The 26,362-nt window shown below is 39.5% G+C and carries 26 protein-coding genes, 2 pseudogenes and 1 riboswitch; of the genes and pseudogenes, 16 read left to right on the forward strand and 12 right to left on the reverse strand.

The window, feature by feature from the left end:
• Nucleotides 1–79: 79 nt before the first annotated feature.
• Complete coding sequence (gene rpoN / locus BCAMP_RS03295) at nucleotides 80–1,384, reverse strand: RNA polymerase factor sigma-54 (protein ID WP_035313638.1); 1,305 nt, start codon at nucleotides 1,382–1,384, stop codon at nucleotides 80–82.
• Nucleotides 1,385–1,508: 124 nt separating this feature from the next.
• Complete coding sequence (locus BCAMP_RS12475; protein ID WP_051456859.1) at nucleotides 1,509–2,021, reverse strand: PadR family transcriptional regulator; 513 nt, start codon at nucleotides 2,019–2,021, stop codon at nucleotides 1,509–1,511.
• A gap of 263 nt (nucleotides 2,022–2,284) precedes the next feature.
• On the opposite strand from BCAMP_RS12475, the gene BCAMP_RS03305 reads away from it, so the two are divergent.
• The gene (locus BCAMP_RS03305; protein ID WP_051456860.1) at nucleotides 2,285–2,731 is read left to right on the forward strand and encodes a VanZ family protein; all 447 of its coding nucleotides are present in this window, start codon (nucleotides 2,285–2,287) and stop codon (nucleotides 2,729–2,731) included.
• A gap of 118 nt (nucleotides 2,732–2,849) precedes the next feature.
• Here the strand turns inward: BCAMP_RS03305 and BCAMP_RS03310 are convergent, their stop codons facing one another.
• The 3 genes from BCAMP_RS03310 to BCAMP_RS03320 form a co-directional block, all read right to left on the reverse strand.
• Nucleotides 2,850–3,383: a chromate transporter gene (locus tag BCAMP_RS03310; RefSeq protein WP_035313642.1), complete on the reverse strand. Its 534-nt coding sequence runs from the start codon at nucleotides 3,381–3,383 to the stop codon at nucleotides 2,850–2,852.
• Nucleotides 3,383–3,943: a chromate transporter gene (locus BCAMP_RS03315; protein WP_035313644.1), complete on the reverse strand. Its 561-nt coding sequence runs from the start codon at nucleotides 3,941–3,943 to the stop codon at nucleotides 3,383–3,385. The genes BCAMP_RS03310 and BCAMP_RS03315 overlap by 1 nt, the downstream gene beginning before the upstream one ends.
• A 129-nt stretch (nucleotides 3,944–4,072) precedes the next feature.
• The gene (locus tag BCAMP_RS03320) at nucleotides 4,073–4,927 is read right to left on the reverse strand and encodes a DUF2653 family protein (protein ID WP_035313646.1); all 855 of its coding nucleotides are present in this window, start codon (nucleotides 4,925–4,927) and stop codon (nucleotides 4,073–4,075) included.
• A 198-nt stretch (nucleotides 4,928–5,125) separates the two neighbouring features.
• Nucleotides 5,126–5,239, forward strand: a riboswitch (SAM riboswitch).
• Nucleotides 5,240–5,327: 88 nt separating this feature from the next.
• Here BCAMP_RS03320 and BCAMP_RS03325 point away from each other — a divergent pair.
• From BCAMP_RS03325 to BCAMP_RS03340, 4 genes and pseudogenes are all read left to right on the forward strand, one after another.
• Nucleotides 5,328–6,143 carry a MetQ/NlpA family ABC transporter substrate-binding protein gene (locus BCAMP_RS03325; protein WP_035313648.1) on the forward strand — a complete coding sequence of 272 codons (816 nt, stop codon included), beginning with the start codon at nucleotides 5,328–5,330 and terminating at the stop codon, nucleotides 6,141–6,143.
• Nucleotides 6,144–6,163: 20 nt separating this feature from the next.
• Nucleotides 6,164–7,186: a methionine ABC transporter ATP-binding protein gene (locus BCAMP_RS03330; RefSeq protein WP_035313650.1), complete on the forward strand. Its 1,023-nt coding sequence runs from the start codon at nucleotides 6,164–6,166 to the stop codon at nucleotides 7,184–7,186.
• Nucleotides 7,179–7,837: pseudogene (locus BCAMP_RS03335) on the forward strand (methionine ABC transporter permease). Before BCAMP_RS03330 ends, BCAMP_RS03335 begins: the two are co-directional and overlap by 8 nt.
• A gap of 443 nt (nucleotides 7,838–8,280) precedes the next feature.
• A complete protein-coding gene (locus BCAMP_RS03340) occupies nucleotides 8,281–9,078 on the forward strand; it encodes a MurR/RpiR family transcriptional regulator (RefSeq protein ID WP_035313654.1) in 798 nt (265 codons plus the stop codon).
• 37 nt (nucleotides 9,079–9,115) lie between these two features.
• On the opposite strand, the gene BCAMP_RS03345 is transcribed toward BCAMP_RS03340, so the two are convergent.
• From BCAMP_RS03345 to manA, 3 genes are all read right to left on the reverse strand, one after another.
• Nucleotides 9,116–9,802: an N-acetylmannosamine-6-phosphate 2-epimerase gene (locus BCAMP_RS03345; RefSeq protein ID WP_156921129.1), complete on the reverse strand. Its 687-nt coding sequence runs from the start codon at nucleotides 9,800–9,802 to the stop codon at nucleotides 9,116–9,118.
• A 7-nt stretch (nucleotides 9,803–9,809) separates the two neighbouring features.
• A complete protein-coding gene (locus BCAMP_RS03350; protein ID WP_035313657.1) occupies nucleotides 9,810–11,345 on the reverse strand; it encodes a PTS transporter subunit EIIC in 1,536 nt (511 codons plus the stop codon).
• Nucleotides 11,346–11,802: 457 nt separating this feature from the next.
• Nucleotides 11,803–12,765, reverse strand: a complete 963-nt coding sequence (manA, locus tag BCAMP_RS03355) for a mannose-6-phosphate isomerase, class I (protein WP_035313661.1) — start codon at nucleotides 12,763–12,765, stop codon at nucleotides 11,803–11,805.
• A gap of 103 nt (nucleotides 12,766–12,868) precedes the next feature.
• Here manA and BCAMP_RS03360 point away from each other — a divergent pair, with 103 nt between their 5' ends.
• The 7 genes and pseudogenes from BCAMP_RS03360 to BCAMP_RS03390 all read left to right on the forward strand — a co-directional run bounded on the left by BCAMP_RS03360 (nucleotide 12,869) and on the right by BCAMP_RS03390 (nucleotide 19,744).
• The gene (locus BCAMP_RS03360) at nucleotides 12,869–15,697 is read left to right on the forward strand and encodes a sigma-54-dependent transcriptional regulator (RefSeq protein WP_035313663.1); all 2,829 of its coding nucleotides are present in this window, start codon (nucleotides 12,869–12,871) and stop codon (nucleotides 15,695–15,697) included.
• 187 nt (nucleotides 15,698–15,884) lie between these two features.
• The gene (locus tag BCAMP_RS13740; RefSeq protein ID WP_035313665.1) at nucleotides 15,885–16,322 is read left to right on the forward strand and encodes a mannose/fructose/sorbose PTS transporter subunit IIA; all 438 of its coding nucleotides are present in this window, start codon (nucleotides 15,885–15,887) and stop codon (nucleotides 16,320–16,322) included.
• Nucleotides 16,323–16,808, forward strand: coding sequence for a mannose/fructose/sorbose PTS transporter subunit IIB (locus BCAMP_RS13745; protein WP_035313668.1), 486 nt, complete (start codon nucleotides 16,323–16,325; stop codon nucleotides 16,806–16,808).
• A 35-nt stretch (nucleotides 16,809–16,843) separates the two neighbouring features.
• Entirely contained in the window at nucleotides 16,844–17,656 is an 813-nt protein-coding gene (locus BCAMP_RS03375) for a PTS mannose/fructose/sorbose transporter subunit IIC (protein ID WP_035313670.1), read from the forward strand.
• Nucleotides 17,657–17,693: 37 nt separating this feature from the next.
• Nucleotides 17,694–18,515: pseudogene (locus BCAMP_RS03380) on the forward strand (PTS mannose transporter subunit IID); the annotation flags it as partial.
• Nucleotides 18,516–18,620: 105 nt separating this feature from the next.
• On the forward strand, nucleotides 18,621–19,076 hold the full coding sequence (locus BCAMP_RS03385; RefSeq protein ID WP_035313673.1) for a YobD family protein: 456 nt from the start codon (nucleotides 18,621–18,623) through the stop codon (nucleotides 19,074–19,076).
• A gap of 176 nt (nucleotides 19,077–19,252) precedes the next feature.
• Nucleotides 19,253–19,744: a mannose/fructose/sorbose PTS transporter subunit IIB gene (locus BCAMP_RS03390; protein ID WP_035313675.1), complete on the forward strand. Its 492-nt coding sequence runs from the start codon at nucleotides 19,253–19,255 to the stop codon at nucleotides 19,742–19,744.
• A gap of 1 nt (nucleotide 19,745) precedes the next feature.
• Here BCAMP_RS03390 and BCAMP_RS03395 read toward each other — a convergent pair whose 3' ends face one another.
• The 4 genes from BCAMP_RS03395 to BCAMP_RS03410 form a co-directional block, all read right to left on the reverse strand.
• The gene (locus tag BCAMP_RS03395; protein ID WP_035313677.1) at nucleotides 19,746–20,039 is read right to left on the reverse strand and encodes a hypothetical protein; all 294 of its coding nucleotides are present in this window, start codon (nucleotides 20,037–20,039) and stop codon (nucleotides 19,746–19,748) included.
• Between the two features lie 133 nt (nucleotides 20,040–20,172).
• Nucleotides 20,173–21,528, reverse strand: a complete 1,356-nt coding sequence (gdhA, locus tag BCAMP_RS03400; RefSeq protein WP_051456862.1) for an NADP-specific glutamate dehydrogenase — start codon at nucleotides 21,526–21,528, stop codon at nucleotides 20,173–20,175.
• Between the two features lie 119 nt (nucleotides 21,529–21,647).
• On the reverse strand, nucleotides 21,648–23,453 hold the full coding sequence (locus tag BCAMP_RS03405; protein ID WP_035313679.1) for an ABC transporter permease: 1,806 nt from the start codon (nucleotides 23,451–23,453) through the stop codon (nucleotides 21,648–21,650).
• Nucleotides 23,454–23,465: 12 nt separating this feature from the next.
• Entirely contained in the window at nucleotides 23,466–24,221 is a 756-nt protein-coding gene (locus BCAMP_RS03410; RefSeq protein WP_035313683.1) for an ABC transporter ATP-binding protein, read from the reverse strand.
• Between the two features lie 198 nt (nucleotides 24,222–24,419).
• On the opposite strand from BCAMP_RS03410, the gene BCAMP_RS03415 reads away from it, so the two are divergent.
• From BCAMP_RS03415 to BCAMP_RS03430, 4 genes are all read left to right on the forward strand, one after another.
• Nucleotides 24,420–24,794 carry a DUF1761 domain-containing protein gene (locus BCAMP_RS03415; protein ID WP_035313685.1) on the forward strand — a complete coding sequence of 125 codons (375 nt, stop codon included), beginning with the start codon at nucleotides 24,420–24,422 and terminating at the stop codon, nucleotides 24,792–24,794.
• 8 nt (nucleotides 24,795–24,802) lie between these two features.
• Nucleotides 24,803–25,078 (forward strand): zinc ribbon domain-containing protein, encoded by a 276-nt coding sequence (locus BCAMP_RS03420; protein ID WP_051456863.1) that lies wholly within the window; start codon nucleotides 24,803–24,805, stop codon nucleotides 25,076–25,078.
• A gap of 60 nt (nucleotides 25,079–25,138) precedes the next feature.
• A complete protein-coding gene (locus BCAMP_RS03425) occupies nucleotides 25,139–25,765 on the forward strand; it encodes a pentapeptide repeat-containing protein (protein ID WP_035313687.1) in 627 nt (208 codons plus the stop codon).
• A 139-nt stretch (nucleotides 25,766–25,904) separates the two neighbouring features.
• A complete protein-coding gene (locus BCAMP_RS03430) occupies nucleotides 25,905–26,162 on the forward strand; it encodes a hypothetical protein (protein WP_035313689.1) in 258 nt (85 codons plus the stop codon).
• Nucleotides 26,163–26,362 lie beyond the last annotated feature (200 nt).

Genomic DNA, 26,362 nt, shown 5'->3' on the forward strand with positions numbered 1-26,362 from the left:
TAAAAACAATAAATTGATTATAGCATACTCTATTACGATAAAGCAGTTCCACTTTTTTCCCTCTGATTGCTAAAGTTGATTAATACTGTTTACGCTGTATTGTCCCTCCGATATTCAACTGGAGACGGTACTTTGCGACTGTTCGTCGTGAAATTGTAATCCCTTGTTTTTTCAGTTGATCGGTAATTTTTTGATCAGATAGCGGCTTACGCTTATCTTCTTCTGCGATGATACTGCTAATCATCGATTGTACCGTTTTATTCGACACCGTGTTTGCTGAAATACCAGTCGTGAAAAAAGAGCGTAACTCAAACACACCAAAACTCGTTTCCAAATACTTATGGTTTACCGTTCGACTAATGGTTGATTCGTGTACCTTCATTAATTTTGCAATCTCTGCAAAAGTTAGCGGTATTAACGGATGGTGCTCCTCATAAAAAAACGCTTGCTGTTTTTCTACAATTGCCTGTGTCACCGTCACAATAGTACTTTCTCGTTTCGCCAGCACCTGCTGTAACCATTTGAAATCAGCTTTTTTATGTTTTAAATAGGTCGTCACCTCCGCTTCCGTGTGATGGGAAACAGACTTAAAATAAGTGTCATTAAAGGCAACTTGTGGAATTCCTGCCTTAATCGGGACAATCTGTAGTTGTCCCTCACTCTTTGTGACACGTACATCAGGTGAAATATACACATTGACTTCTTTGTTATAGCGTCTACCAGGAAACGGTGTTAACGTTTTAACATACTCTGATATCTCAACAATCGCTGTGATTGACAGGTTTGTCGCCATTGCAAGCTCTTGCCATTTTTTGGTTGTGAACAAGTCAAAGTAGTCACTGATTACTCGATAGGCTTGTTTAGGTGCCCGTACATCACGATCAATTTGCAGACAAATACATTCACACAGCGTACGTGCTCCGATACCAGCCGGGTCTAATTGATGCAATAAAGTTAACGCATTTTCAAACTCAATCGCAGTCATTGGCAATGCCTCAACTAGTTCATCGTATGTAATCGTTAAATAGCCCTTTTCATCTAAGTTTCCAATTAATAATAAGACAATCTCTCTTAACTTCATTGGCCGCATGCTTAACATCACTTGTTCTTTTAAAAACATCGCTAAATCAAACGATTGATCGGGCAACTGAGCAATATAATCCTCATCTGAATGATATCCCCCTTTATCTTGATAACGATCTTTATCTAACACACTTTTTTGATCGATCGTTACTTCTAAAAAAGGATTATCTAATGCCTTATCTTCTAAATAAGCTGTCAATTCTTCCTTATTGTATTGCAACACCTTGATGGCTTGTTGCAATTCCTGTGTCATTCGTAACTGCTGTTGTTGTGTTTGAAGTGCTTTAAATTCTAGCTTCATAATTGCTCCTTCATCAAAACGTAGTCTCGTTACATTTAATGTTAGATACTTCAATTGCTAATGTCAATAAAAAGAAGGAGCTAGCACAATGCTAACTCCTTAAACTTTTGAAAAAAATGTGTATTTATAGTTTCTTCATCATTTGTTTCGCCCATTTACGACTAAAATGTAATTCCTTCATTTCGCTCTCCAGTAAACCTTTAACATGTACATTATCGGCAGATTCTTCCGCCCAAACTGATTTTTTATAGTTAATTAAGACTGTTAAATATTGGACATAATTAGCATAAATATTAACGGCATCATAATGGCTCACCCACTGAATCGCACTTAATTTCACTTTAAAATGCATCATATATAAATGTTTAAAATCAATGGGTTCAATCATTAATTTATGAAATTCAACCCGCCCACGCTCAGTTATACAATAATCTTTTTTGCTTTTTTCTTTATCTTTTGTTTTAACTTCCTCTATCCAACCTTTTTCGGACAATTCATGTATGAGCGGATAAAGTACACCCCAACTTATTTTCTTAAAAGGACCTAACACCTCATTAAGAACTTGCTTCAATAAATACCCGTGCATCTTTCGTTCCATTAACGTTCCTAAGATAAAGAGTGTATAAATTTTTTTCATAGTTGCCTCCTTAAAAATCGTATGTGCTAAAAGCAGTATACGCTGTTTTTTAAAATCAGCTACGAAATACACCAACTCTCTGTATTTCACCCATAATCATGTTAAAATGAAGAGTCTATACCATCCCTCCTCAGGACAGTTTAACTAATTAGTTTGTTACTGCTCTACTGACTACCTGCTGTTACATAATTTTAAAAATTGATGATAAGGAGTGCTTTTACTGTGAATGAAAAAAAATATTAAAAAAAATCACACTAGTCATCATGCTTTTACTAGTTAGTGGTTCGGTGTTTTATTCATCTTCACAACCATATGGGAATCAAACACTAATTCCATTTTTAGAGAAAGTCTTGCCATCTCAGCCCTTCAAAGAGGTTTTACAGAAGGTGGAATTTTATTACGGGGGGAAAATCGTTAGTGTTGAACAGAGTGGGTATTACAATTTCATTGAATTCTTCTTTCGCAAAGCAACACACTTTTCAGTTTATGCTATTATGGGAGCGATTTATATCTTAATTTTACATGCTTTTAATATGAAAAAGCAACTGATTTGGGCAGTGGCCCCGTTGACCCTAATCTTCTTTGCTATATCTGATGAATGGCATCAATCCTTTACTGCCAATCGGACACCTTTAGTTACCGATGTGATGATTGACACACTAGGTATTTGCGTCGGTATCATCGTTACACAATTGCTAAAAAAAGCTTAACAGCAACTAACTGTTAAGCTCCATCTTGTAGAAAAAGTTTCATCAAACGTCTTTTTCTGTGAAAATAGTTCAAGCGAACCCCTCAATTTATACGTTGCTAGATAAATTAATTTCACTTTTATGCGATGATTACTCCACCATATACAGCCGCGACTAGAATAACGAGGGCCGGATGCCACTTCAATCGTTCTAAGGCGATATAACTAAGTACGGCTAACACTCCAAATTGCAACCATCCCAATTGGCTCACGGCCGTTGCTCCCATTGTATAGGTAACTTTCCACATCAGCACTGCTACAACAGGTTGTACAAGTAGCATTACTCCGAGCAACACCTTTGATTTTTTATACTTATCCAGTTGTTTGAAGATGATAATCATTAAGAGCGCGGATGGGACAATCGTTGCTAAAATTGCTACACTCACACCGAGCACGCCACTAACAGGATAACCGACTGACGCTGCAATTTTCGTAGCAATCGGCCCCGGTAAAGCATTAGCTAGCGCAATCCCATTCGAAAAATCGGTTTCGCTCATCCATTGATGCTTATCAATAACTTCGTGATAAACTAGTGGAATCGAAGCTGGTCCACCGCCGTAACCAAAAATATTCGCCAGAAAAAACGACTTAAATAGTTCCCACAATAACAGCATTACTTAGCACCCCCTTTAGCGACACGATAATGTTGTGTGCCATAGATAATAAAGATAAAAATAACGAGGGCTGGATGAATATAGTACAGTAAGACTGCTGCTAAAACACAGGCAATCAATGTTAAAATAAAGCCTAGGCCTTCATAAGCCTTCTTCGCAAAACGATACCCCATTAATAAAAGCATCATAAACACAACTGGCGTTACAGCCGCAATGATGCCTTGCACGATTGTTGAATGACTAAGAACATTTGCCATCGATATAAAGGCAGCCATCGCGATTGTACTTGGTAATATATGCCAGAATACCGACCAAATAGCTCCGAGCCAACCTTTTCGTTCATAGCCCAGATGAGCTGCCATTTTTGTCGCGATTGGACCCGGCAACACATTCGCTATTGCTAACGTATTATCAAAGTCAGCTTCGTTCATCCAGTGATACTTTTTAACTGCCTCATGTTGAAACAAGGGCATCACCGACGGACCACCACCAAAACCTAAAATACCTGTACGTAACATCGCTAACATTAACTCTAGGTAGACCTTCTTCGTTTGTTCCATGCGTTCGCCTCCGTTCACTACTCAATATCTTCATTTTAGCACTGTCAAAACTAAATTCAAAGATGGATGACATTAAAAAGGCACTCCAACCATTTGTTAGAGTGCCTCAGCTTATTATTTCGCTACAGTTTAACTAATAACTGCCGTAATACCTGTGTTTTCATTGAAATTTAATTTAATACCCATATTAGGGTCTAAATCGGTTTCTTTTTCAGCCCAGTAGCGAATCGCTTGAATTAATGAGAAGTGATCGAGTGATTGAATGATGCTACCCGAAGTGTTTAACACCTCTGCGCCAAAACCTTTGTTTTCGTCATAGGTCAAAGATACTTGCATTTCATACATGTTAATTTGTTTCTCGTATGAAAAGAAATCGATAACCGCATTAGAAATATTATCTTCGTTTAACACAATATCGCTATCATCAGTCGTTGCTGACGCACCACCCATTGCATTTTGATAATTGGTTTGGACTTCCTCATCACGGTTCATGTGACGAGCATCTGTATAAGCACCTGCAGATGTTGCTTGAGCTTTTTTATTTTGACGCATGCGCGAAACGAGCATGATCACAAGACGAAGAATTACTAAAATCGCTAAAATATTAATGATCATCCCGATGATGTTACCAAACCCGCCCATGTTAGCTAATAAGCCTCCGAATAACATTCCGGCAAGTCCACCTAACATCATTCCGCCTAAGAAACCACCGAAACGACTTTTAGCCTTCGCTTTATTGGCCGTAACTGCTTTATTTGTTGCTGCTTTGTTTGCTGCTGTTTTTGTTGAGTTTGTTTTCACCTTGTTGCTATTGGTGTTATATGAACGGTTGGTTGAACGATAACCGCCACCTCGCATTTTGGCACTCACTGTTTTGACGGCAGACGCTTGATAACTGTCTGGAGTGACAAGATTAATCATCTGAGAGCCTACTGGTGTCATTAAAATAACCACTGCTGTTAAAATACTAATAATTTTCTTCAAAATTTTCCCCCTTATAATTTTCTATCTGACTTTATTTTACCATCTTTAGCAACGCTTCTCAAAAGATACGAACGACAGTCTGTTTTATTTTTCTGAAATATATTGACAGAATATTCAAAAGAGATTGACATATTGTTTTTTTTGTCGCTATACTTTTAGTTATCACCTACAGTAGTAGGCCTTACAATTAAATAAGATTTCTTATCCAGAGTGGTGGAGGGACTGGCCCTATGAAACCCGGCAACCTATCAATATCAATTGATGAGGTGCTAATTCCAACAAAATCAGGTGACTGATTTTGGCAGATAAGAGAAGTAGCGTTTACCCGACTTCTCTTTTTGAGAAGTCTTTTTTATTACCTTTTTTTACCAATACACAGACAAACAGGAGGAATTATTTTATGAAAAAATTGACAAAGACACTCGGTTCACTCGTTATTTTAGCAGTTTTACTCACATTGGCAGCCTGCGGTGGCGGTAGCAAAGCACTCGATGATAAAGAAGTCACAGTCGGTGTTACCGGCGGCCCCCACGAACAAATCATGAAAGAAGTTGCCAAAGTTGCTAAAAAGGATGGCGTTACCATCAAGTTAAAAGTGTTTAGTGATTACAACACACCAAATACAACTTTAGATCAAGGCGAACTTGACGCCAACAGCTTCCAGACGTTACCGTTCTTAAAAAATCAAATCAAGTCAAAAGACTTTAAAATCACCGAAGTGTTTGCAACAGTTGCCTTCCCGCTTGGGATTTATTCTGACTCAATCAAGAGCATTGACGATATTAAGGAAGGCGATAAAATTGCCGTTCCTAATGACCCTGCCAACGAATTACGTGCCCTTCAATTATTTGAAGAAGCAGGACTTATCAAGCTGTCAGATAAAGCTGGTGAAAATACGACTAAAAAAGACATTGTTGAAAACAAATTAAACTTAGAAATCGTTGAACTTGATTCTGCTCAAGTATCAAAACACTTAGGTGAAGTAAAAGCGGCTGCGATCAACACAAATTTTGCCATGGGCACTGGCTTAAACATTAAAGACGATGCAATTTATCATGAGCCTTTAACTGATAACCCTTACCCTAACTATTTTGCTGTTCGTATCGAAAATAAAGATGATGCGATTGTTAAAAAGTTAAAAAAATACTACCACTCTGACGAAGTTAAAGCGTATATCGCTAAACAATTCAAAGGATCAGTTGTTACAACATGGTAATGATATAGGGGGACGAGAGCATGATTGAACTTAAAAACATTTCAAAAGACTATACTGTCGATAAAAAAGTGATTACAGCTTTAAAAGACGTCTCCGTCCAAGTTAATGCTGGTGAAATATATGGGGTAATTGGCTACAGCGGTGCCGGCAAGAGCACGCTCATCCGCTGTATTAACCTGCTAGAAACACCCACTACAGGGCAAGTTTTCATTGACGGTGTTAATTTACAAGTCTTAGATAAAATCGCCTTACGTCAAGCACGCCAAAAAATCGGAATGATCTTTCAAGGCTACAATCTCTTAACAACGGCCACTGTTTATGACAACATTGCGATTCCGTTAAAATTAACAGGTCTATCAAAAGAAGTCATCGCTGAGCGCGTTGAAAAATATTTAGGCATTGTCGGTCTTAGCGATCGAGCTACCGCTTACCCAGCACAACTATCGGGCGGACAAAAACAGCGGGTGGCGATTGCCCGTGCGCTCTCTCACGAACCTGAAATTTTACTTAGTGATGAGGCAACCAGTGCACTTGATCCAAATACAACCGAATCAATTTTAGCGTTACTGCTCGAAATTAATGAAAAACTCGGCCTCACTATCTTTTTAATTACACATGAACTGAGTGTGATTCAACGCCTATGTGATCGAGTAGCTGTGATGGAAAACGGTGAAATTGTCGAACAAGGAACAGTCGTCGAAGTGTTTACACAACCACGCTCAACTGTTACAAAAAGTTTCTTGAAAAATTCAGCGAAGTATAAAATCCCTGAAAAAATCGTCGGCGCGTTTGATCAAACAGGTGTCTTAATCCAATGTACCTTCGTCGGTGATGCAGCAAGTCAACCGGCTTTAGCTTATGTTAGTAAACATTTTAATGTCGTCCCAAATATTATCGCTGGTGGCATCGATCAATTTAAAAACGAAGCGATTGGGAATTTGATTGTCCACTTAGAAGGTCGCACAGCTGACATTACTAACACAATTACCTATTTAGAAAGCCAAGCCATTATCGTTACGAAAGAAGGTGTCCTTAATGTCTAATTTTTTCTCTGAATGGGGCCCACGATTCTCGAAGGGTTGATTGCAACTTTACAAATGACTGCTATCTCACTCGTTATCTCGGTGATTTTAGGCGTGCCACTGGCGATTTTATTAGTACTTACACGTAAAGGTGGACACGCTGAAAATAAAATCACTTACACGATTGCCAATGCGATTATTAATATTATTCGCTCGATTCCCTTTATCATTCTGCTCTTCTTTTTGATTCCGTTCACAAAGTTAGTTGCCGGCACAACTATTGGAGTACAAGGGGTAATCGTACCGTTAGTTGTGTACTGTGCTCCCTATATCGCCCGTTTAATTGAATCAGCCTTATTAGAGGTTGATAAAGGGGTTGTTGAGGCCTATCAATCAATGGGTATCGCGACTTGGAAAATCATCTGGTTCGTGATGGTGCGTGAATCACGTTCAGCCATTATTCTAGGCTTAACCATTGCTACGATTGGTTTAATTGGTGCAACAGCAATGGCCGGTTTTGTTGGTGCTGGTGGACTTGGCGACTTAGCGTATCAATTCGGTTACCTCCGCTTCCAGCCAGGAATGATGTATGTCACCTTAATTCTCTTAATTATTATCGTTCAACTTCTGCAATCAGCCGGTAGCCTCATTGCCCGCCGCCTAAAGAAGTAAACATTGTTTTATTAAAAATAATACGAGATAAAAAGCGCTAAGCAAAACGATTGCTTAGCGCTTCAGATTGTAGAGAAAGTCGAATTAAATTGCGTTTACTTTGAACATTAGTTCAAGTGACTTTGGCTACAAGATAACTTGACTGAAAAGAAACGTTGTTATATCCTCGCGTTTAATCAGCTAACTTCTATGATATTTCATGGAAAAGTAGTGACGGGAAATAGTCGAGACGTTATTTTCTCCAAACATTGCAGTTTAGAACGGCTTTAAATTACTTTCGTACTAGTAGGCACGATGAGCGAGTGACGGAACGCGTACTGATGGTACGTAATCCCGAGCGAACAAGTCGTAACGACCTAGAACAGCGTTTATCTTTTATAGCAGGACTTCCATGTTTACGCTATACTAAAGCTATCTAGTGTCACGCTGAAAGGAGATCCTCGATGAACACAATGACCTTAGCTAATCGAATTGCCCGCAATTCTCGTGTCTTATCTAATAACGAACAAAAGATAGCTGATTATTTTCTTCACAATACCACGTCTGTCACGACCGCTTCAATCAGCACGTTATCTCAGGAGATTGGTACCTCGAATGCAGCAATTTCGCGATTTTGTCATAAGTTAGAATACCGTAGCTTTGCTGAACTAAAAACAATGTTATTACAAGAAACTGCCGTTGATACCGCTATCTTAGGTTCCAACCAAATTGTCTCGTACTACAACCAAATCTTGCAATCATCAGCTGCCCTCCTTGAATCAAAAGCCTTGATTGAATTCATTAATCATATCAAATCCGCCCAACGTATTCTCGTGTGTGGCATTGGCAGTTCAGGTTTAAGCGCAATTGAGTTTAAAAATCATTTAAGTCGGATGGGTATTAGTATCGATGCTGAAACTGATCCTCATCAAATGGTCATGCGCGCCAGTCTTCTCACAAAAAACGACCTCTTAGTCGTCATTTCAAATTCAGGTACAACAGAAGCCATCATCCGTGCCTCCGAGTTTGCTAAAGCGAATCAAGCGACTATTTTCGCCTTAACGATTAAAGATTATACCGCACTCACTAACAGTTGTGACGGCGTCCTCTTTACATCAAGCATTGTTCCCATTGCCGATGAGCGTTTTATCAATAGCCAACTATCGATTCACTTTATCTTCGATGTCATCTATTATCGTTTATTAGAAGATAAGACCTTCAAAGCGAATCGTGACCTGACGTTAGCTACTTTAAAGAAATAAAAACACCGCTACCATTAGGTAGCGGTGTTTATTTAACCTACTGTACTTCGTTCATCTCTGCTACAAATGTTTCCGTTATCAATTTAGGACGTGTAATCGCACTACCGACTACGATCGCATGAACGCCCAATTCTTTACAACGTTTCGCTTTCGCTGGTGTATCCACATGACCTTCTGCAATAATCGGCACTGATAAGGTTGCCAAAATTTCTTTTAGACGACTAAAGTCATCATCTTCGATATTATCACCAGACGACTGTTCAGTGTAACCCATTAATGTCGTTGAAACACAGTCAAACCCTAATTTTTCGGCTGTGATTGCCTCTGCGATTGTTGCCGTATCTGCCATCAATAACACATCAGGGTATTTCGCTTTTATGTTCGTCATCAATTGTGCTAATGTTTCACCATTCGGTCGAAGACGATCAGTCGCATCTAAGGCAATCATCTCACAGCCAGTCACCATCAGTTCATCAATTTCAGACATCGTCGCTGTAATAAACACCTGCGAATCTGGGTAATCCCGTTTAACAATGCCAATAACAGGCAAATTAGTATTTTTTTTAATTTCAATAATATCTACCTGTGAGTTCGCACGAATACCCACAGCCCCACCTAATTCAGCTGCGACAGCCAGTCTCCCCATAATATATGCACTATGAAGTGGTTCATCAGGTAATGCCTGACACGATACAATTAAACCTTTTTTTACACGTTCTAACATATTCATTTTATTCCGCCTCCATCAATTCTTCAATTTCATTTTTAACAACAGTCACTTGTGGTCCATAGATTACTTGAATACCACGACCGTTTTTCACAATCCCATTGCTACCAGTTGTTTTCAACTGCTCATCATCAACCAATCTTTCATCTCGGACAGTGACACGTAAACGTGTGGCACAACAATCAACGGTATCGAGGTTATCTAATCCCCCTAAGCCCGCAATAATGGCTAATGCACGATTAGACCCTTCAACTTTAGCTGCCTTCACTAACTTAGCTTCACGCCCAGGCGTCTTGAAGTTGAATTTTTTAATGAGGAACATGAAGGTAAAGTAGTAGAGACAAAACCAGACAATGCCGATGAAAATAACATATAGCCAGTTCGTTTTAGCTTCGCCTTGTAACACACCGAACAGTATAAAGTCGATAAAACCACCAGAGAATGTTTGACCAATCGTAATGTTGAATAAATCAGCCATCATAAAAGCCAGCCCATCAAAGAAGGCATGAACCACATATAAGGCCGGCGCCACAAACAAGAATGAAAATTCTAACGGCTCTGTAATTCCTGTTAAAAAAGAAGTGATTGCTGCTGATAACATTAACCCACCAACAATTTTTTTATTCTCTGGTTTCGCACAGCGATAAATCGCTAATGCCGCCCCAATCAATCCGAACATCATCGTAATAAAACGACCTGACATGAAACGTGATGTGCCTTCATAAAACTGTGTCACTGTTGGATCAGCCAATTGGGCAAAGAAAATGTTTTGTGTTCCTTGCACTAACTGACCGCCAACTTCTAAACTACCACCTAATGCTGTTTGCCAAAATGGCAGATAGAAAATATGATGCAGTCCAAATGGCCCTAATAAGCGTAATATAAATCCGAAGAAAAAGGTACCAATAGCCCCTGTGGCATTGACAATATCGCCCACTTTAAATATTCCCGATTGGAAGATGGGCCAAACAAAGTACATCACTACGCCAACAAAAATCGCGGTAAAAGCAGTCACAATCGGTACAAAGCGTGAACCTCCAAAAAAGCCAATGACCTGTGGCAATTCAATTTTATTGAAGCGATTATGTAATAAGGCCGTAATAATACCAATGACTAAACCACCAAAGACGCCTGATTCTAGCGTTTGAATACCTAAAGTCATCCCTTGCCCAACTGCTGCTAGACCATCAACTACGAGTTTATCCGATAAAATTAACAACGCATTAATGGTTGCATTCATCACGAGGTAACCAAGTAAAGAAGCTAACGCCGCCGTTCCCTTATCTGATTTAGCGAGTCCCACTGTTACTCCGACTGCAAAAATAACAGGTAAATTAGCAAAAACAATATTACCTGCCGCACTCATAATCGTAAAAATAGCTTGTAACCACGCAATATCTAACACTGGATATGCCGCGATTGTATTGGGATTCGATAATGCCCCACCAATCCCTAATAACAACCCTGCCGCTGGCAAAATAGCTATCGGCAACATAAATGATTTTCCAAACTGTTGTGCTTTTTCGAAAAATGTTTTCATAATTATTCCTCCATTCGAAAATGTTTTCGTTTATAATATACCCATTGAAAACGTTTTCGTCAAGTTGTTTTTCTGTCAACTTACAAAAAAAGCAGCCCCTCGAGGGACTGCTTCAGTCTGAAAGTCTAAAGAGACTTTATTTTCTTTCGAATTCTATACAGTGACTTTGTTTACGAGCTGATAAGACTGAATAGCAAGGCTTTTATGTCCTCTAGTTCAATCAACCAGAAGCTATCACCTTTCAGAAAAATGGCAGCGACGGTAAATAGTCGCCTTCATTTCTCTTCCAAGCTGTATGCTTCCAACCGGTTGACTTCACACTTTCGTTCTAGGCACGACGAGCGAGTGACGGTGCGCATACTGATGGTATGTAATCCCGAGCGAGCAAGTCGTAACGACCTAAAACAGCGTTTATCTTCAGTCTCAAGCAGCCCTTGGAGGGGGTGCTTCGTTACAATTAGCTATTTTTTGGACCTGGTGTTGAGGCAATCAATTCCATTTTACCCTTCAGCTCCCACTTTTTAACGGTCGCTGGAATAATAAAGTGGTCACCTGCTTTAAGATCAAATGAACGGTTGTCAATCCGAATATGACCCGTGCCACTGATCACACTTGCCAACGTATACGGACCAAAGGCTGACATTGTTGCCGTGCCTCGCACCACCCATTTATAAACGTTAAAGTAATCACTCTCAACTAAGGTAATCATGCTGATTGTTTCCGAAATAACCTTTGTTTGATGTGGCGCTACGACATGATGAGGCACAGTCGTCACATCGAGTGATTCCGTAATCTGCAATGGACGCTTTTGTCCGGTTGTTGCATCAACACGATCATAATCATACAAACGATAAGTCGTATCACTGCTTTGCTGCGTTTCTAAAATAACAATCCCCGCACCAATCGCATGTACCGTACCACTTGGTACGTAATAAAAATCGCCCGCCTTAACTTCAACGGAACGCAGTAAACGATCCCACTCACCATTTAAAGCCAATGTTTCAAATTGCGCTTTTGTTTTCGCCTTATGCCCATAAACAATTTTGGCACCCGGTTCAGCTGCGATGACATACCAACACTCTGTCTTACCTTGTTCACCTGCATGAGCTTGACCATAGGCATCATCCGGATGCACTTGTACTGATAAATCACTACTTGCATCTAAAATCTTTGTCAGTAAAGGAAATTCAGCTTGAGTAGAATCTGCAAATAAGTCACGGCGCTTTTCCCACAAACCCGCAAGTGTTTCACCAGTAAACATCGGATTCAATACCTTGGCATCGCCATTTTTGTGGGCACTAATCCCCCAATTTTCACCGATGTTTTTGGTTGTTTCACCATAACCAAACAATTCATGTAACTTATGGCCACCCCAAATTTTTTCATGTAATTCGCCTTCTAAAAAAATCGGTTCTTTCATGCATGTTCCTCCTCAAAGTATAAGACACTTACAATATCAGAATAGCTTTTTTCGTGTTAAAATACAAGTATCATAACAATCTGATTGTAAGGGGTGAAGCTATTTGAAAAGAAATGAACGCGTATTAGCACAACTTGAAACCTTATCGACTCACATCGATTTAGACACTTTATTAGCGACTGGAGGTATCACAGCCTTACAAATAGCCGAAGCAGTTAATATCCAACGCAATAATGTAAGCGCTGACCTCAATCAATTATTTCGCGAACAAAAATTAGTTAAAATTAATGGCCGCCCTGTTGGTTATTTAAGTCTCGCAGCTGCCGAACAATTACTCGGAACAGCTGTCACGACTTTCTTTTTCGACTCTTTGGAAGTGTTTTTGGCTGCACAACCAACTACGACAGCTGAATACGAAAAGACACCTTTTTCCGATTTAATCGGTGCCACAACAAGCTTACGCAATCAAGTTGAACAAGCCAAAGCAGCGATTCTTTATCCACCTAATGGCTTAGACACATTAATCGTTGGACCCACCGGTGTGGGTAAAACCTTATTCGCTAATATGATGTTTAATTATGCCCATCACATCGGCAAATACGCAGCTGATTCACCCTTCGTTGTGTTCAACTGTGCCGATTATTATACAAATCCACAATTGCTAATGTCCCATTTGTTCGGACACGTTAAAGGCGCTTTCACTGGTGCAGATACCGATAAACAAGGACTTGTTGAAAAAGCTCATCAAGGTATTTTATTTCTCGATGAGGTGCATCGTTTACCACCCGAAGGTCAAGAGATGATTTTCTACTTAATGGATAATGGTAATTATGCCAAACTTGGCGAGACCGAACGTCAACATCATGCCGACGTTCTCATCATTTGTGCAACGACCGAAAATCCTGAATCTTCCTTATTAAAAACGTTCGTACGACGGATTCCAATTATTATTAACATCCCGACCTTTGAAGAACGAGCAGCCAAGGATAAAATTGATTTATTACGTTTTCTCTTAACGACCGAAGCGCATCGAATAAAAAAACCAATTGAGATTGATACCGAAGCAACGAAAGCGTTAATTGGTAACACAACCTACGGCAATGTTGGTCAACTAAAATCCAACATCCAACTCGTCTGTGCCAATGCCTTCTTGCATTCCTTAAAAGATGACACCTTAAAAATTAATTTTAAGGATCTCCCTGCTGAAGTGAAGAATGGTTTCTTCCATCTCAGTGGCAATCGTGCCGAAATGCAAGAACTGTCTGATCATCTTAAGAGCGATGTCATCGTTTATCCCGATGATAATACAAAGTCGCTTATTAAAGACGACGCCTATGAGCCAGACTTTAATCTTTATAGCATTATCGAAGACAAGGTTGGTTTCATGGTCGACCAAGGCATTAAAGATGAAGAAATTAACCGCTTCATTGGGATTGATATCGACATCCATCTCAACTCATTTTATTCAAAGTTCCAGAACAATACCCAATCCCGTGAAAAAATGTTAAAGGTTATTAATGAAGACATCTTAAATTTCACCGAAAATATAAAATCAATGATTGAGCAGCATTTACACCGTAAACTCGATGAACGTTTCATCCTCGCCTTTGGTCTTCATTTAACGGCGTTCTTAAAACGTAATAAAGAACATAAAATCGTTCGCTACGCCAACATCGAAAATGTCGTGCAAGAAATGGCAACCGAATATGAATTATCGATTCAAATTAATCAGATGATTAAGACACACTTTAGTGTGTCAGTTCCAATGATGGAAACGATGTACTTAACCCTTTTAATTAATTCACTATTAAAAGATAATAAGTCGCAGCGGGTTGCTATTTTAGTAGCGATGCACGGCAGCAGCTCAGCCAGTAGCATGGTTAATGTAGTCAAAAAACTATTAGGCGAAAACAACATCGAAAGCATCGACATGCCCCTTGACCTCAGCCCTAAAAAAGTCTTAGATGATATGCGACGGGTTGTGCGTGAAATCGATAATGGCAAAGGGGTGCTCCTAATGGTTGATATGGGCTCCTTAACCGGCTTTGGCGATATCCTCACTGAGGAAACTGGCATCCCTGTCAAAACAATTGATATGGTGTCAACCCCGACTGTACTTGAGGCGGTTCGTAAAGCAACGATTATGGAAATGGATTTAGAGACAATTTACCGCTCCTTAAAAGACTTTAGAGGTTATGAAAATTATCTTGAGAAACCAACGACAACAGTCGCGATACCTGATTCACCTGCAGATAAACCACTTGCGATTCTGAGCGTTTGTACAACCGGAGAAGGAACGGCATTGAAACTCCAAACCTTTGTGGGCACCCTTTTGAAAAATATGGGTCGTAGCGATATTAGTATTATCGCAATGCCGCTACACGAGGTTGCCCAACGCCAAACAGAACTCGATCAATACCATATTTTATTATCGATTGGTATCGCCAACCCCAATGTTGGCGTACCTTTTATCCCACTCGAACAGCTCTTTGATAGTGAGGGTGAAGCGCTATTAAACCATTACATTCCAACAGCAACGCCACTAGTACTGGAACACATCAATAAGCCGTCGATGGTGCTACAAATGAGTGAAGAAAGTCTCAACGAGTTTTTAACGTATTTGAATCCGACAAAAGTACTGCCGTTGCTACTCGCTTTCGTCAACGATATTGAGCAGTTCGAAAACATTCAGTTAACTAACGGTCAAAAAATAAATCTGATTGTGCATGTCGGTTGCGCACTTGAACGAGCCGTTGTGAAAGAAACCCTTGCTTATTATGCGACAGCAAGTCCACAACAATTAAGCAAGCGTGGCGACTACCATACCATCGCCCAACATTTTTACAACAGTTTGAAAATTAACTTATCCGATGATGAACTGTATTACATCATGGATATGATTGCCGATACACTTACTATCCAATCACTTTAGTCTAAACACACAACAAGACACTGCCGTTTTCGATAACGTATTTGTGTCTTGTTTTTTCATTTTAGTGTCTTTCTTTTTTTTAAACCCTTGATATGATAACGGTTTCACACACTCATGAAAGTTGGCACGGAACTTGCATTAGTATAAGTGTAGACAATTAACTATTAAAAAAAAGAGGTGAACTACTATGACAGTTGCAATTGTAATCGGAACACACGGTGCGAGTGCCGAACAACTACTCAAATCAACTGAAATGATTATTGGTGAACAAACGAATGTTGGCGTCATCGATTTCATGCCGGGCGAAAACGCCGATACGTTAGTAGACAAATTAAAAGATGAAGCAAACACACTCGATACGAGTGATGGCTTACTTTTTCTGGTCGACTTGTTTGGCGGTAGCCCGTTCAACGCCGCTAGTCGTATCGTCATTGAACATGAAAATGCTGATGTCGTGACTGGTGTCAACATTCCGATGTTACTTGAAACATTATCAATGCGCTCAGCCCAATCGTTACCTGAGCTAGTTGAGACCGCTCTAACTGCCGGTGCCTTTGGTATCAAATCATTAAAAGCTGGCTTAGCTGCAGCAGCAAATGAAGAAGAAAATGAGGAGGAATTATAAATGATTATTAAATTAGCTCGTATTGACGACCGTTTAATTCACGGTCAAGTTGCCACTGTCTGGACAAAAGAAACAGGTGTAAACCGTATCATCGTTGTGTCTGATGAGGTTGCAGCTGATACGGTTCGTAAAACGTTATTGACACAAGTTGCACCACCTGGTGTTAAAGCCCATGTGGTTGATGTTGCTAAAGCTTCACGTGTTTACAACAACGCAAAATACGCAACTGACAAAGTAATGTTCTTATTCACAAACCCTACAGACGTTTTACGTGTGATTGAAGATGGTATCGATATCACATCAGTCAACATTGGGGGTATGGCCTACCATGAAGGTAAGCAAATGGTAACAAATGCCATTTCTGTCGATGAAACAGACATTAAAGCATTCAATGCTTTAAATGACAAAGGTATTGAACTTGAAGCTCGTAAAGTTGCTGCTGACAGTAAAGTTAGCATGATGACCTTACTTGCCAAAGTAAAATAAACTAATTTAATAGAAGGAAAAGGAGGAAGATTCTCATGGAAATAGGTACTCTACAAATTATCCTAGTCTTTATCGTAGCTTGTGTTGCAGGTATGGGTTCTATCCTTGATGAGTTCCAAACACATCAACCGTTAATTGCCTGTACGTTAATCGGTTTAGTGCTTGGTGACATCTCACAAGGTGTTATGATCGGTGCTTCATTACAATTAATTGCGTTAGGCTGGATGAACATCGGTGCTGCTGTTGCACCCGATACAGCACTTGCTTCAATTATTTCAACAATTTTAGTTATTGGTGGTGGCCAAAGTATTGGTGCAGGTATCGCACTTGCTATTCCTTTAGCTGCAGCTGGTCAAGTATTAACAATCTTAGTTCGTACTATCACAGTTGGTTTCCAACATGCGGCCGATAAAGCTGCTGACCGTGGTGATTTAAATGCGATTTCAAGACTTCATTTAACCGCTCTTATTTTACAAGCAATGCGTATTGCTATTCCAGCTGTTATCGTTGCCTACTCAGTGGGTACTGATACAATTAAAAACTTATTAGACTCAATTCCTGATGTCGTAACAGGTGGTCTTGCTGTTGCTGGTGGGATGATCGTTGTTGTTGGTTATGCAATGGTTATTAACATGATGCAAGCTGGCTACTTAATGCCATTCTTCTTCTTTGGATTCGTTGTCGCGGCATTTACAGACTTCAACTTAATTGCTCTTGGTGTTATTGGTGCCTTTTTAGCAATTATCTTCATTCAATTACACCCTAAATACCATGATAATGGTAATGGTGGTGGCGGAAACGCTGTTGCTGCAGGTGGACCAAGCGATCTCGACGATGAATTAGATTAAGGAGGAGGAGAAATCATGGCTGAAGAACATGTATTAGAAAAAAAAATTAACTAAAAAAGATATTAATGCTGTCTTTTTACGCAGTAACGTTTTTCAAGGTTCTTGGAACTTTGAACGTATGCAAGCCTTAGGTTACGCTTATTCAATGGTACCAGCGATTAAACGCTTATACCCTGAAGGCTCACCTGAACGAGTAGCTGCGATTAAACGTCACTTAGAATTCTTTAATACCCATCCCTATGTTGGTGCTCCAATCTTAGGCGTAACACTTGCGATGGAAGAACAACGTGCAAACGGTGCGCCAATCGACGATGGTGCCATCAACGGTATCAAAGTTGGTTTGATGGGACCACTTGCTGGTGTTGGTGATCCGATTTTCTGGGGGACGTTACGTCCGGTTGCAGGTGCACTTGGTGCTTCGCTTGCAATGAACGGTAGTATTTTAGGACCGATTGTTTTCTTCGTCTTCTTTAACGCTGTTCGTTTATTCATCCGTTACTGGGGTGTTTCGTACGGTTACAAAAAAGGGTCTTCTGTTGTAGGTGACATGAGTGGTGGTCTCTTACAAAAACTAACAGAAGGCGCTTCAATTCTTGGTCTGTTCATCATGGGGGCACTTGTTAACAAGTGGACCACCGTCAACATGCCGTTCGTCCTTTCACGTGTTACAGGTGATGATGGTAAGGTTGTTGAAACAACTGTTCAATCAATTCTCGATCAGTTAATGCCTGGTTTAGTACCATTACTCTTAACATTTGCATGTATGTGGTTATTGAAACGTAAAGTTAACCCGTTATGGTTAATCTTCGGTTTCTTCGTAATCGGTATTCTTGGTTACTGGGTTGGCTTCTTAGCTTAATCCTCGACAGGTAAGGCGCAGGTAGCACGTCTACCCGCCTTACCTGTTTTTTATTTTCTGGTATACTTAACGAGAGTCTTAACAACTTAGAAGGAGGTATGATGTATGTCTTGGACAACTGGTTTTTTAGGCGCCTACGTCAGTTTGATTTTGCTTTACTTGGTGTATGATTACATTATTATTGATCGTTTGAAAGGTAAAACATTGTTAGCCTTACGCTTACGTAAACGCAACATTATGGATACGTTGATTTTTGCAGCACTTTTCGCATTTATTGCGATTATCAATCTTTTTAGAGGCGGTGACATCATCGTAACCTACCTACTCATCGCCCTCGTTGCCCTTTATTTAATTCTTTCATATGTGCGCCAACCTCAGGTGCGTTTCAAACAAGATGGCTTCTTTTATGGCAACTTCTTTGTGCGCTATGACGCTATCGAACAGATGAATCTAGCAGAAGACGGCATCTTGGCGATTATCGCTAATAAACGCCGCCACTTACTCTATGCTCGTAACATCGATGAACTGGAGCAGATGCTACCGTATTTCACTAGAGAATAAGCAACAAAAGCGACATCAGCTCATCAAACTTCGAAGCTATACGAAAGCCCCTTAAACGACCAAGTTTAAGGGGCTTTAATTATAGTTAAGCATAGCGCTTTTTACTTTCTCACACTATTGTACAATGTTACACTCGTTTTGAAAGCTATTCTGATCCCTCTCAAAGGAGTGTTTCGATGCATATTAAACTCGCACGCATTGATGATCGTCTCATACACGGCCAAGTCGCCACCTCATGGTCCAAAGCAAGTGGAATCACCCGTATTATCGTCGCTAACGATGCGGTTGCCGCTGACCCTGTTCGTAGTACAATGCTCAAACAAGTCGCACCACCAGGCATCAGTGCCCATGTTGTGTCGCTTGAAAAAGCCCTACGGGTTTATCGTAACCCCAAATATGCCGCTGATGCAGTGATGTTCTTATTTACCAACCCAACGGATGTCCTCAGCCTCATTGAACAAGGACTCCCCCTCACGACTATTAATATAGGCGGGATGTCTTACACGCAAGGTAAACAAATGATCAACAACTTTTTAGCTGTTGATGAAATCGATATTAACGCCTTCAAATCCTTGGCAGCACGAGCAATTGAACTCGAAGTCCGTGTCATCACTAGTGATGCAAAACTTGACTTAATGAGTCTGTTGCAACAAAAGAACATTATCTAACCTAAAATTTGATAGCAGAGACAGCGACTTCGCTTATAGTTGTCGCTGTTTTGTCGTATGAAATGACTAAGCGACAATGAATGCTGCTTGCCCGACCTTGATGCCAATAATACAACAACTGACTCGAATGTTTAATTTCCTCTGCCATTCGCATTGTATTAACGGGACCGAGTAATTTTGTTTCAAACCCACAACCTGTCAGTTTATCGTTTAATTCTTTAAGCGAGTATGTTGCATTTAAATTGACAGCGCTCGTAACAGCCTTTTTCAACAAAGCTTTATTAGGTATCTCCATTATTTCCCTCCTAGAACTACAAATTAATCGTGTCTTGTAAACATAAGATAACGCTACATACCGTTACTATCTTGTAATAATAACACAAAAAAGCCACCACTTCATTGAGGGAAGTGGTGGCTTCGTTGACTACTTAAACGATACCTTGTGAAATCATTGCATCGGCCACTTTTTTAAAGCCCGCAATGTTCGCACCAGTTACAAAGTCGTCTTCTTTGCCATATTGTTTTGCTGTATCACTAATGTTTTTGTAGATGTCTTGCATAATTTCTTTCAGTTTCGCATCGACTTCTTCAAACGTCCACGATAAACGTTGACTGTTTTGCGACATTTCAAGGGCAGATGTTGCCACACCACCCGCATTGGCTGCCTTAGCTGGCGCAAAGAGCACACCTTGTGCTTGCAAGTAAGCCACACCATCTAGCGTTGTTGGCATATTTGCTCCTTCAGCGACTGCTTTAACACCGTTAGCAACTAATTTTTTTGCTAATTCTAAATCAATTTCATTTTGTGTTGCTGAAGGTAAAGCTACCGTATACTCGATATCAATCTCCCAAACGGATCCTTCTTTATAAACGGCGTTCGGTCGAGCTGCGGCATATTCCGTTAAGCGAGCACGTTTCACTTCTTTCACTTCTTGTAACAAAGCTACATCAATACCCTCTGCATCGTAAATATAGCCTGTTGAGTCTGAACATGCGACAACTTTCGCGCCTAGTTGTTGTGCTTTTTGAATTGCATAAATCGCAACATTACCCGAACCAGACACAACCACTGTTGTATCTTTAAACGTTAATCCCTTCGCTTTTAACATCTCATCAGTTAAGTAGACTAACCCATATCCCGTTGCTTCCGTACGTGCTAAGCTCCCACCATAGGTTAAACCCTTGCCTGTTAAGACACCTGCATCATTTGAATGTTTTAAGCGCTTGTATTGGCCAAATAAAAAGCCAATTTCGCGACCACCCACGTTGATATCACCAGCTGGCACATCAGTATTTTCACCAATGTGACGGTATAATTCAGTCATGAAACTTTGGCAAAAACGCATCACTTCCATGTCTGATTTACCTTTAGGATCAAAGTTTGATCCACCTTTACCACCACCAATTGGTAGCCCTGTTAACGAGTTTTTAAACACTTGTTCAAACCCTAAAAATTTAACCACACTCGCTGTTACTGTTGGATGGAAACGTAACCCACCTTTATACGGCCCGATTGCACTATTAAAATGAACGCGGAAACCACGGTTCACTTGAACGTTACCTGCATCATCTACCCATGGCACACGAAATTGCACAAGTTGTTCGGGTTCTAAAATACGCTCAAGAATGTTTAGTTGCTTGTAAGCCTCATTTTCTTCAACTGCCGGATAAACGGTATCAAGAAATTCTTTCACAGCTTGTAAAAATTCAGGCTCATTCGCGTTTAATTTCGCCACACGATCATAAATTGCTTGCGTATCTAAAGTAGTATTTGTTTTCCCCATCAACAACACATCCTTATCTGTATAATAGATTAACTTTAACACATCTCGTTATTATCTGACAATTCCGATTATTAATCAAACCTATCTCCGTTTGAGATAGGTTTGATTTTTTTGAGTAATCACTTCTTTTTAAAGACGACACCTTGATAAAGTTTGGTCGTAATCACAAAGTAAACACCATAAATCGCAATAAAAATAACAAATGGTAGCCAAATTTTAAAGTAAACATCCACCATCAAGAAGTAAGCAAACATTTTCATTCCCACTAATACATGCACTGTGGCCAACAAGGCCGGAAAAACAAACAGCGTCCCTAACTCTTTCGTCATCGATTGTTTCAACAACGCTTGTTTTACACCAATTTTATTCAGCATATCATAGCGACGAATATCAGCAGAGGCTCCCACTAGAATTTTAAACATCAGGCAACTTGCCATCATCGCTAAGAAAGCAAATCCTAAAAATAAGCCCATAAAGATAATCCCGTTAAACATCGCACTCATTAATTGATAAGAGCTATATTTACTCGTAAGTTCCACCGTCGGATTTTTTGCTGTCTCGCTTTTATCTAACGCTGCTAATTGCGGTTTAGCCTCGTCAAAATCAGTTACCACTGTCGCTATCACTGTACTTTCTTTGAGCGTCAACTTATTAAAGTCTGCTTCAGTCACTATGATTTTTTTGGTGTCATATGTTTGAGGCAACAATTGGTTCAACGCATTATCCCATTGGTCCATATCACTCACATCGCCAATTGCTTTGTTTTTCACAAGCGCTTGTGTCGGTGTTTTTTCGACCGTGTCATTCGCCTCATAACTTAAGTACTGAGGCATTTGTTGTTGCAACTCTTCTGCCACTAAGTAAATTGTCTTGTCTTTTTCTTTTAAGCGATAAGTAGCCTTACTTTTAGAAGCTAATTTGTTAATAATCGTTGTTTGTTCTGCTGTCGGGTTCTTAACAACCGAATCATAAACAGCAAAGGTTTCCGTGGTTTCCTTAATGTTATTATTAAAAACAAGCGCTACAGCAATCGAACCAACTGCTAATGAAATAAGCATTGTTACAAGTGCTAACACCTTCGTTAAATCACTCGCACGAAAGCGTAATTGCGCCAAGGTAAATCGATTGATTTGATGATCATTAAAACGTGGTGTTTTTTGCAACCCACGAATAAATAACGGTAATAACACACGAAAAAAGAAATACGTTCCAATTGAAATTGTAATCAAGGCACCGAACATGCCGATGAATTGAAATTTTCGGATATTAATCATGAAATAATAGCCCACACCAAGCAACAATACTGCGATAACAGCTTCAATCACTACTTTTGTTCGAGTGATAATAACCCGTTCAGATGACTCTGTGCCATTTAACAACTGTAGTACACTTAAACGTGTCAGTTTCAAACCATTTATTGCCCCGGCAATAATGAATAGAAGAGCAAAGAAAACCAACGTCATCATCAATGACTTGGGATAAACAGCCTCAAAACCACCTGCAGGTAAGGCTAATTTATGCAACAGCAAGGTTGCTACACCCTTTGCTAGTCCGATACCAACACTAATACCAAGTACTAACGTAATACAAGCAATCGCGACTGTTTCGATAAACATCAACTGCGAAATTTTATTCTTTTTTGCACCAAGCATCATATACATACCGTACTCTTTTTGACGTAAAGTCAAAAGAAAGGCATTCGCATACAGAATATAAACAATCGTAATGCCCGCTAATAAAAACGTCCCTGCGTGAAACACAATCCCCATAAAACTCAATGATGTATTACCAATGAGAAACGCTTTATTTAAGGCAATCGTTTCAAACATATAGAAAATCGCAATCGACATAATCAAGCCCATGAAGAGGACGATGTATTCTTTGCGTTTATTTTTCATTCCTGATAATGATAATTTAAGTAACATAAGGTCCTCCTCTTAAACTTCGCTATATTCTTCTAATACGGCTAAGATTTCTTTGTAAAAATCATGACGTGTACCTTGACGATGAATTTCTTTAAAGAGCATACCATCTTTAATAAATAAAATGCGTTTACAATAACTCGCACTGAAAGCATCATGTGTCACTAGTAAAATTGTCACTAACTGTTCCTCATTTAACGCCTTCATCGATTCCAATAAACTTTTAGCATTTTTCGAATCGAGGGCACCGGTCGGCTCATCACCTAACAAAAGTGAGGGTTGATGCACTAACGCTCGAGCTGCAGCCGCACGTTGTTGCTGGCCACCAGATACTTCGTTAGGGTAATTATTTAGAATCCGAGTAATATCTAAGGTTTCTGCAATCTTTTCAACCATGGTGCGAATATTAACTGACGATTCATTTTGTAAAGAAAGCGGTAATGCAATGTTTTCATAAATCGATAAATTATCTAGCAAGTTGAAATTTTGAAAGATAAACCCTAATTTCTTCGCTCTAAACTCGGCTAATTCATTGGTGTTTAGATGTGTTATGTCTTGCCCTGTAATACTAACTTCACCCTTTGTGGCTGTATCTAAGGTGGCCAAGATGTTAAGCAAGGTGGTTTTGCCTGATCCCGACGGTCCCATAATACCAACAAAGTCTCCTTTATCAACATTAAATGAGATATCCTTGAGCGCCATATGCTCATTTTCTTTTTTCTTACCATATATTTTTTGCAAATGATTAATTGTTACGATTTGATTTGTCATTAGTTGTCCTCCTCTTAATTAAGCTCTAGTCATACTATAACAAGTTCTATCGATAAATACGTGTGATTGTGATGACAAATGTCATTCAAAAGCTTACATTTATGTCACATTCCTCACTTCTGCCTATTGTATCGCTCTAACAAACTTGTTATACTAAATGACTAAACGAAAAGACTAATTGCAAGGAGGTCTAACACAATGCTTATCACCTTAGCGTCTGGTTTTGTTGCTTTTTTAATCGGTGCACTCTGGTATTCCGTATTTTTTAAAGAACAGTGGTTACGAGCTATGAAGGTCACTGCAACTGAGATTGAAAGTAATGGCTCCAGTTACCGGCCCTTTATTACCACGCTCATAATTGAATTACTTGTCGCTCTCATTGTGAGCACACTACTCCTACATAGCCAACTAACACTACCTTTAACTGGATTATTATTAGCCGCTCTGGTGGCGTTATCCGCCGTTAAAACGTATCTATTCGAACAAAAGTCACTAACCTTAATTGGGATAAATGAAGGTTATAAAATCAGCTGCATTTTAATCGTGACCATCAGCACTATTTTATTTAATTAGAAAAGGAGATGTTCGCCATCGAAAAATTTTGCCAAAGTTGCGGCCTACCGTTAACTGCTAATCATTTACGTGGAACAGAAGTCACAGGTGAACCCACAGTCAGTTATTGCCATTTATGCTATCAAAACGGTGCCTTTACCGAGCCTAATATCAGCTACACTGAAATGCTTACCCGTGGTCAACAAGGACTCACAGCAAGCTCTCATGGCGCTATCAAAAAATGGTTATTAATTAAACTTTATCCCTTACAATTAAAAGGGCTCAGTCGCTGGAAAAAACAATAACCGGACAAGACCTCCTTTTTTTCGCTATAATAAAGAGACACTACTTTTTTGGAGGATACAATGAAAAAAATAATTGCACCTACGCAAACCTATCACCACGTTATTGCTGACCAAATCATTGACTCAGATACGTTAACACCCTTTTCACATTATCTGAACTGTGAGATTGAGTGCTCGGCTGCTTTTGAAGGCTGTGAAGAAATCCGCTTTGAAAATTGTCGTTTTTTGACAACAACAATGACTAAATGCGAGTTTCTTGATGTTCATTTTTTAAATTGCAATTTGGCAAATACTGATTTTGAAGAAGCTGTCTTTTTTCGCGTCCTCTTTGAAGGCTGCAAACTACTTGGCACCAATTTCATCAATACGTATTTCAAAGATGTCCGTTGGCTCAACGCCAGTCTTTCGTATGCGAATTTTTCAGAAGCGAAATTCGTTAAATCCCAATTCGAAAGTTGTGATATGACTGAAAGTTTCTTTCAAGACACAACCTTTGAAACGGTTTTTTTCATGAATAATCGCTTAACAGGTGCTGATTTTTCTCAAACGGTAATGAAAGACATTGACCTATCAAACTGTGAATTTTATCATATCGTCGTTAGTCCTGAATTGATCCGTGGCTTAAAAATCGCTCCCGTACAAGCTTCAGCTATCGTGCATCATTTCGGTGTCATTTTAACAGAGTAATAACAAAAAAGACGGGTTCTATAATTTATGGTGTTGGTGAATTTTCACTGATGCCTATTTTTCCGCAAAAAAATAGCAACATTTTCAAAATCCCTATAATATTAAGTCACCACAACAAATTTATAAGGGGGATTCGACAATGTCAGCTATCACTTGTAATAATATCGCGAATTCCTCTGGAATTACAGATGAAACTATTTCTTTTCCAAAAACATGGTGTTTAACTCAGTTAATTAAAGGTGTTTTAAGCACTTGTTATTTTGGTACACGCTCTTACACACACTCACGGTGTGCGAATTGCGGCTTTAATAATAAAACAGTTAAACTCATTAAACACGGAACTAAACTATCACGTATCACACTCCCTAAAACAAATAACCTTCCAACCTTTATGTAAAGGATGTAAAACAACCTTTATCGCTTCAACTTCGATGGTAAAACGAAATTGTTTTATCTCCAGACGTGTCATTCAAACACTAGCTGCCGAAGGGCAGTTTATTACTTCTGAAAAAGATATCGCTTTTAGACAGAGTGTTTCAACAACTACTGTTAATCGTGCTTTACACCAATGGTCTCCTCAATTCAAACCGAACTTAT

Source organism: Brochothrix campestris FSL F6-1037 (assembly GCF_000525915.1).
In the GTDB taxonomy this organism is placed as follows: Bacteria; Bacillota; Bacilli; order Lactobacillales; family Listeriaceae; genus Brochothrix; species Brochothrix campestris.

What these genes read in the sequence shown, in the direction of transcription:
- BCAMP_RS03350 (WP_035313657.1), bottom strand. Translation starts at nt 11,345, where the DNA reads ATGAAAACATTTTTCGAAAAAGCACAACAGTTTGGAAAATCATTTATG.
- BCAMP_RS03410 (WP_035313683.1), bottom strand. Translation starts at nt 24,221, where the DNA reads ATGACAAATCAAATCGTAACAATTAATCATTTGCAAAAAATATATGGT.
- BCAMP_RS13745 (WP_035313668.1), top strand. Translation starts at nt 16,323, where the DNA reads ATGATTATTAAATTAGCTCGTATTGACGACCGTTTAATTCACGGTCAA.
- BCAMP_RS03330 (WP_035313650.1), top strand. Translation starts at nt 6,164, where the DNA reads ATGATTGAACTTAAAAACATTTCAAAAGACTATACTGTCGATAAAAAA.
- BCAMP_RS12475 (WP_051456859.1), bottom strand. Translation starts at nt 2,021, where the DNA reads ATGAAAAAAATTTATACACTCTTTATCTTAGGAACGTTAATGGAACGA.
- BCAMP_RS03325 (WP_035313648.1), top strand. Translation starts at nt 5,328, where the DNA reads ATGAAAAAATTGACAAAGACACTCGGTTCACTCGTTATTTTAGCAGTT.
- rpoN (WP_035313638.1), bottom strand. Translation starts at nt 1,384, where the DNA reads ATGAAGCTAGAATTTAAAGCACTTCAAACACAACAACAGCAGTTACGA.
- BCAMP_RS03420 (WP_051456863.1), top strand. Translation starts at nt 24,803, where the DNA reads ATGTTCGCCATCGAAAAATTTTGCCAAAGTTGCGGCCTACCGTTAACT.
- BCAMP_RS03415 (WP_035313685.1), top strand. Translation starts at nt 24,420, where the DNA reads ATGCTTATCACCTTAGCGTCTGGTTTTGTTGCTTTTTTAATCGGTGCA.
- gdhA (WP_051456862.1), bottom strand. Translation starts at nt 21,528, where the DNA reads ATGGGGAAAACAAATACTACTTTAGATACGCAAGCAATTTATGATCGT.
- BCAMP_RS03375 (WP_035313670.1), top strand. Translation starts at nt 16,844, where the DNA reads ATGGAAATAGGTACTCTACAAATTATCCTAGTCTTTATCGTAGCTTGT.
- BCAMP_RS03395 (WP_035313677.1), bottom strand. Translation starts at nt 20,039, where the DNA reads ATGGAGATACCTAATAAAGCTTTGTTGAAAAAGGCTGTTACGAGCGCT.
- BCAMP_RS13740 (WP_035313665.1), top strand. Translation starts at nt 15,885, where the DNA reads ATGACAGTTGCAATTGTAATCGGAACACACGGTGCGAGTGCCGAACAA.
- BCAMP_RS03390 (WP_035313675.1), top strand. Translation starts at nt 19,253, where the DNA reads ATGCATATTAAACTCGCACGCATTGATGATCGTCTCATACACGGCCAA.
- BCAMP_RS03385 (WP_035313673.1), top strand. Translation starts at nt 18,621, where the DNA reads ATGTCTTGGACAACTGGTTTTTTAGGCGCCTACGTCAGTTTGATTTTG.
- BCAMP_RS03340 (WP_035313654.1), top strand. Translation starts at nt 8,281, where the DNA reads ATGAACACAATGACCTTAGCTAATCGAATTGCCCGCAATTCTCGTGTC.
- BCAMP_RS03315 (WP_035313644.1), bottom strand. Translation starts at nt 3,943, where the DNA reads ATGGAACAAACGAAGAAGGTCTACCTAGAGTTAATGTTAGCGATGTTA.
- BCAMP_RS03310 (WP_035313642.1), bottom strand. Translation starts at nt 3,383, where the DNA reads ATGCTGTTATTGTGGGAACTATTTAAGTCGTTTTTTCTGGCGAATATT.
- BCAMP_RS03425 (WP_035313687.1), top strand. Translation starts at nt 25,139, where the DNA reads ATGAAAAAAATAATTGCACCTACGCAAACCTATCACCACGTTATTGCT.
- BCAMP_RS03405 (WP_035313679.1), bottom strand. Translation starts at nt 23,453, where the DNA reads ATGTTACTTAAATTATCATTATCAGGAATGAAAAATAAACGCAAAGAA.
- BCAMP_RS03345 (WP_156921129.1), bottom strand. Translation starts at nt 9,802, where the DNA reads ATGTTAGAACGTGTAAAAAAAGGTTTAATTGTATCGTGTCAGGCATTA.
- BCAMP_RS03430 (WP_035313689.1), top strand. Translation starts at nt 25,905, where the DNA reads ATGTCAGCTATCACTTGTAATAATATCGCGAATTCCTCTGGAATTACA.
- BCAMP_RS03305 (WP_051456860.1), top strand. Translation starts at nt 2,285, where the DNA reads ATGCTTTTACTAGTTAGTGGTTCGGTGTTTTATTCATCTTCACAACCA.
- manA (WP_035313661.1), bottom strand. Translation starts at nt 12,765, where the DNA reads ATGAAAGAACCGATTTTTTTAGAAGGCGAATTACATGAAAAAATTTGG.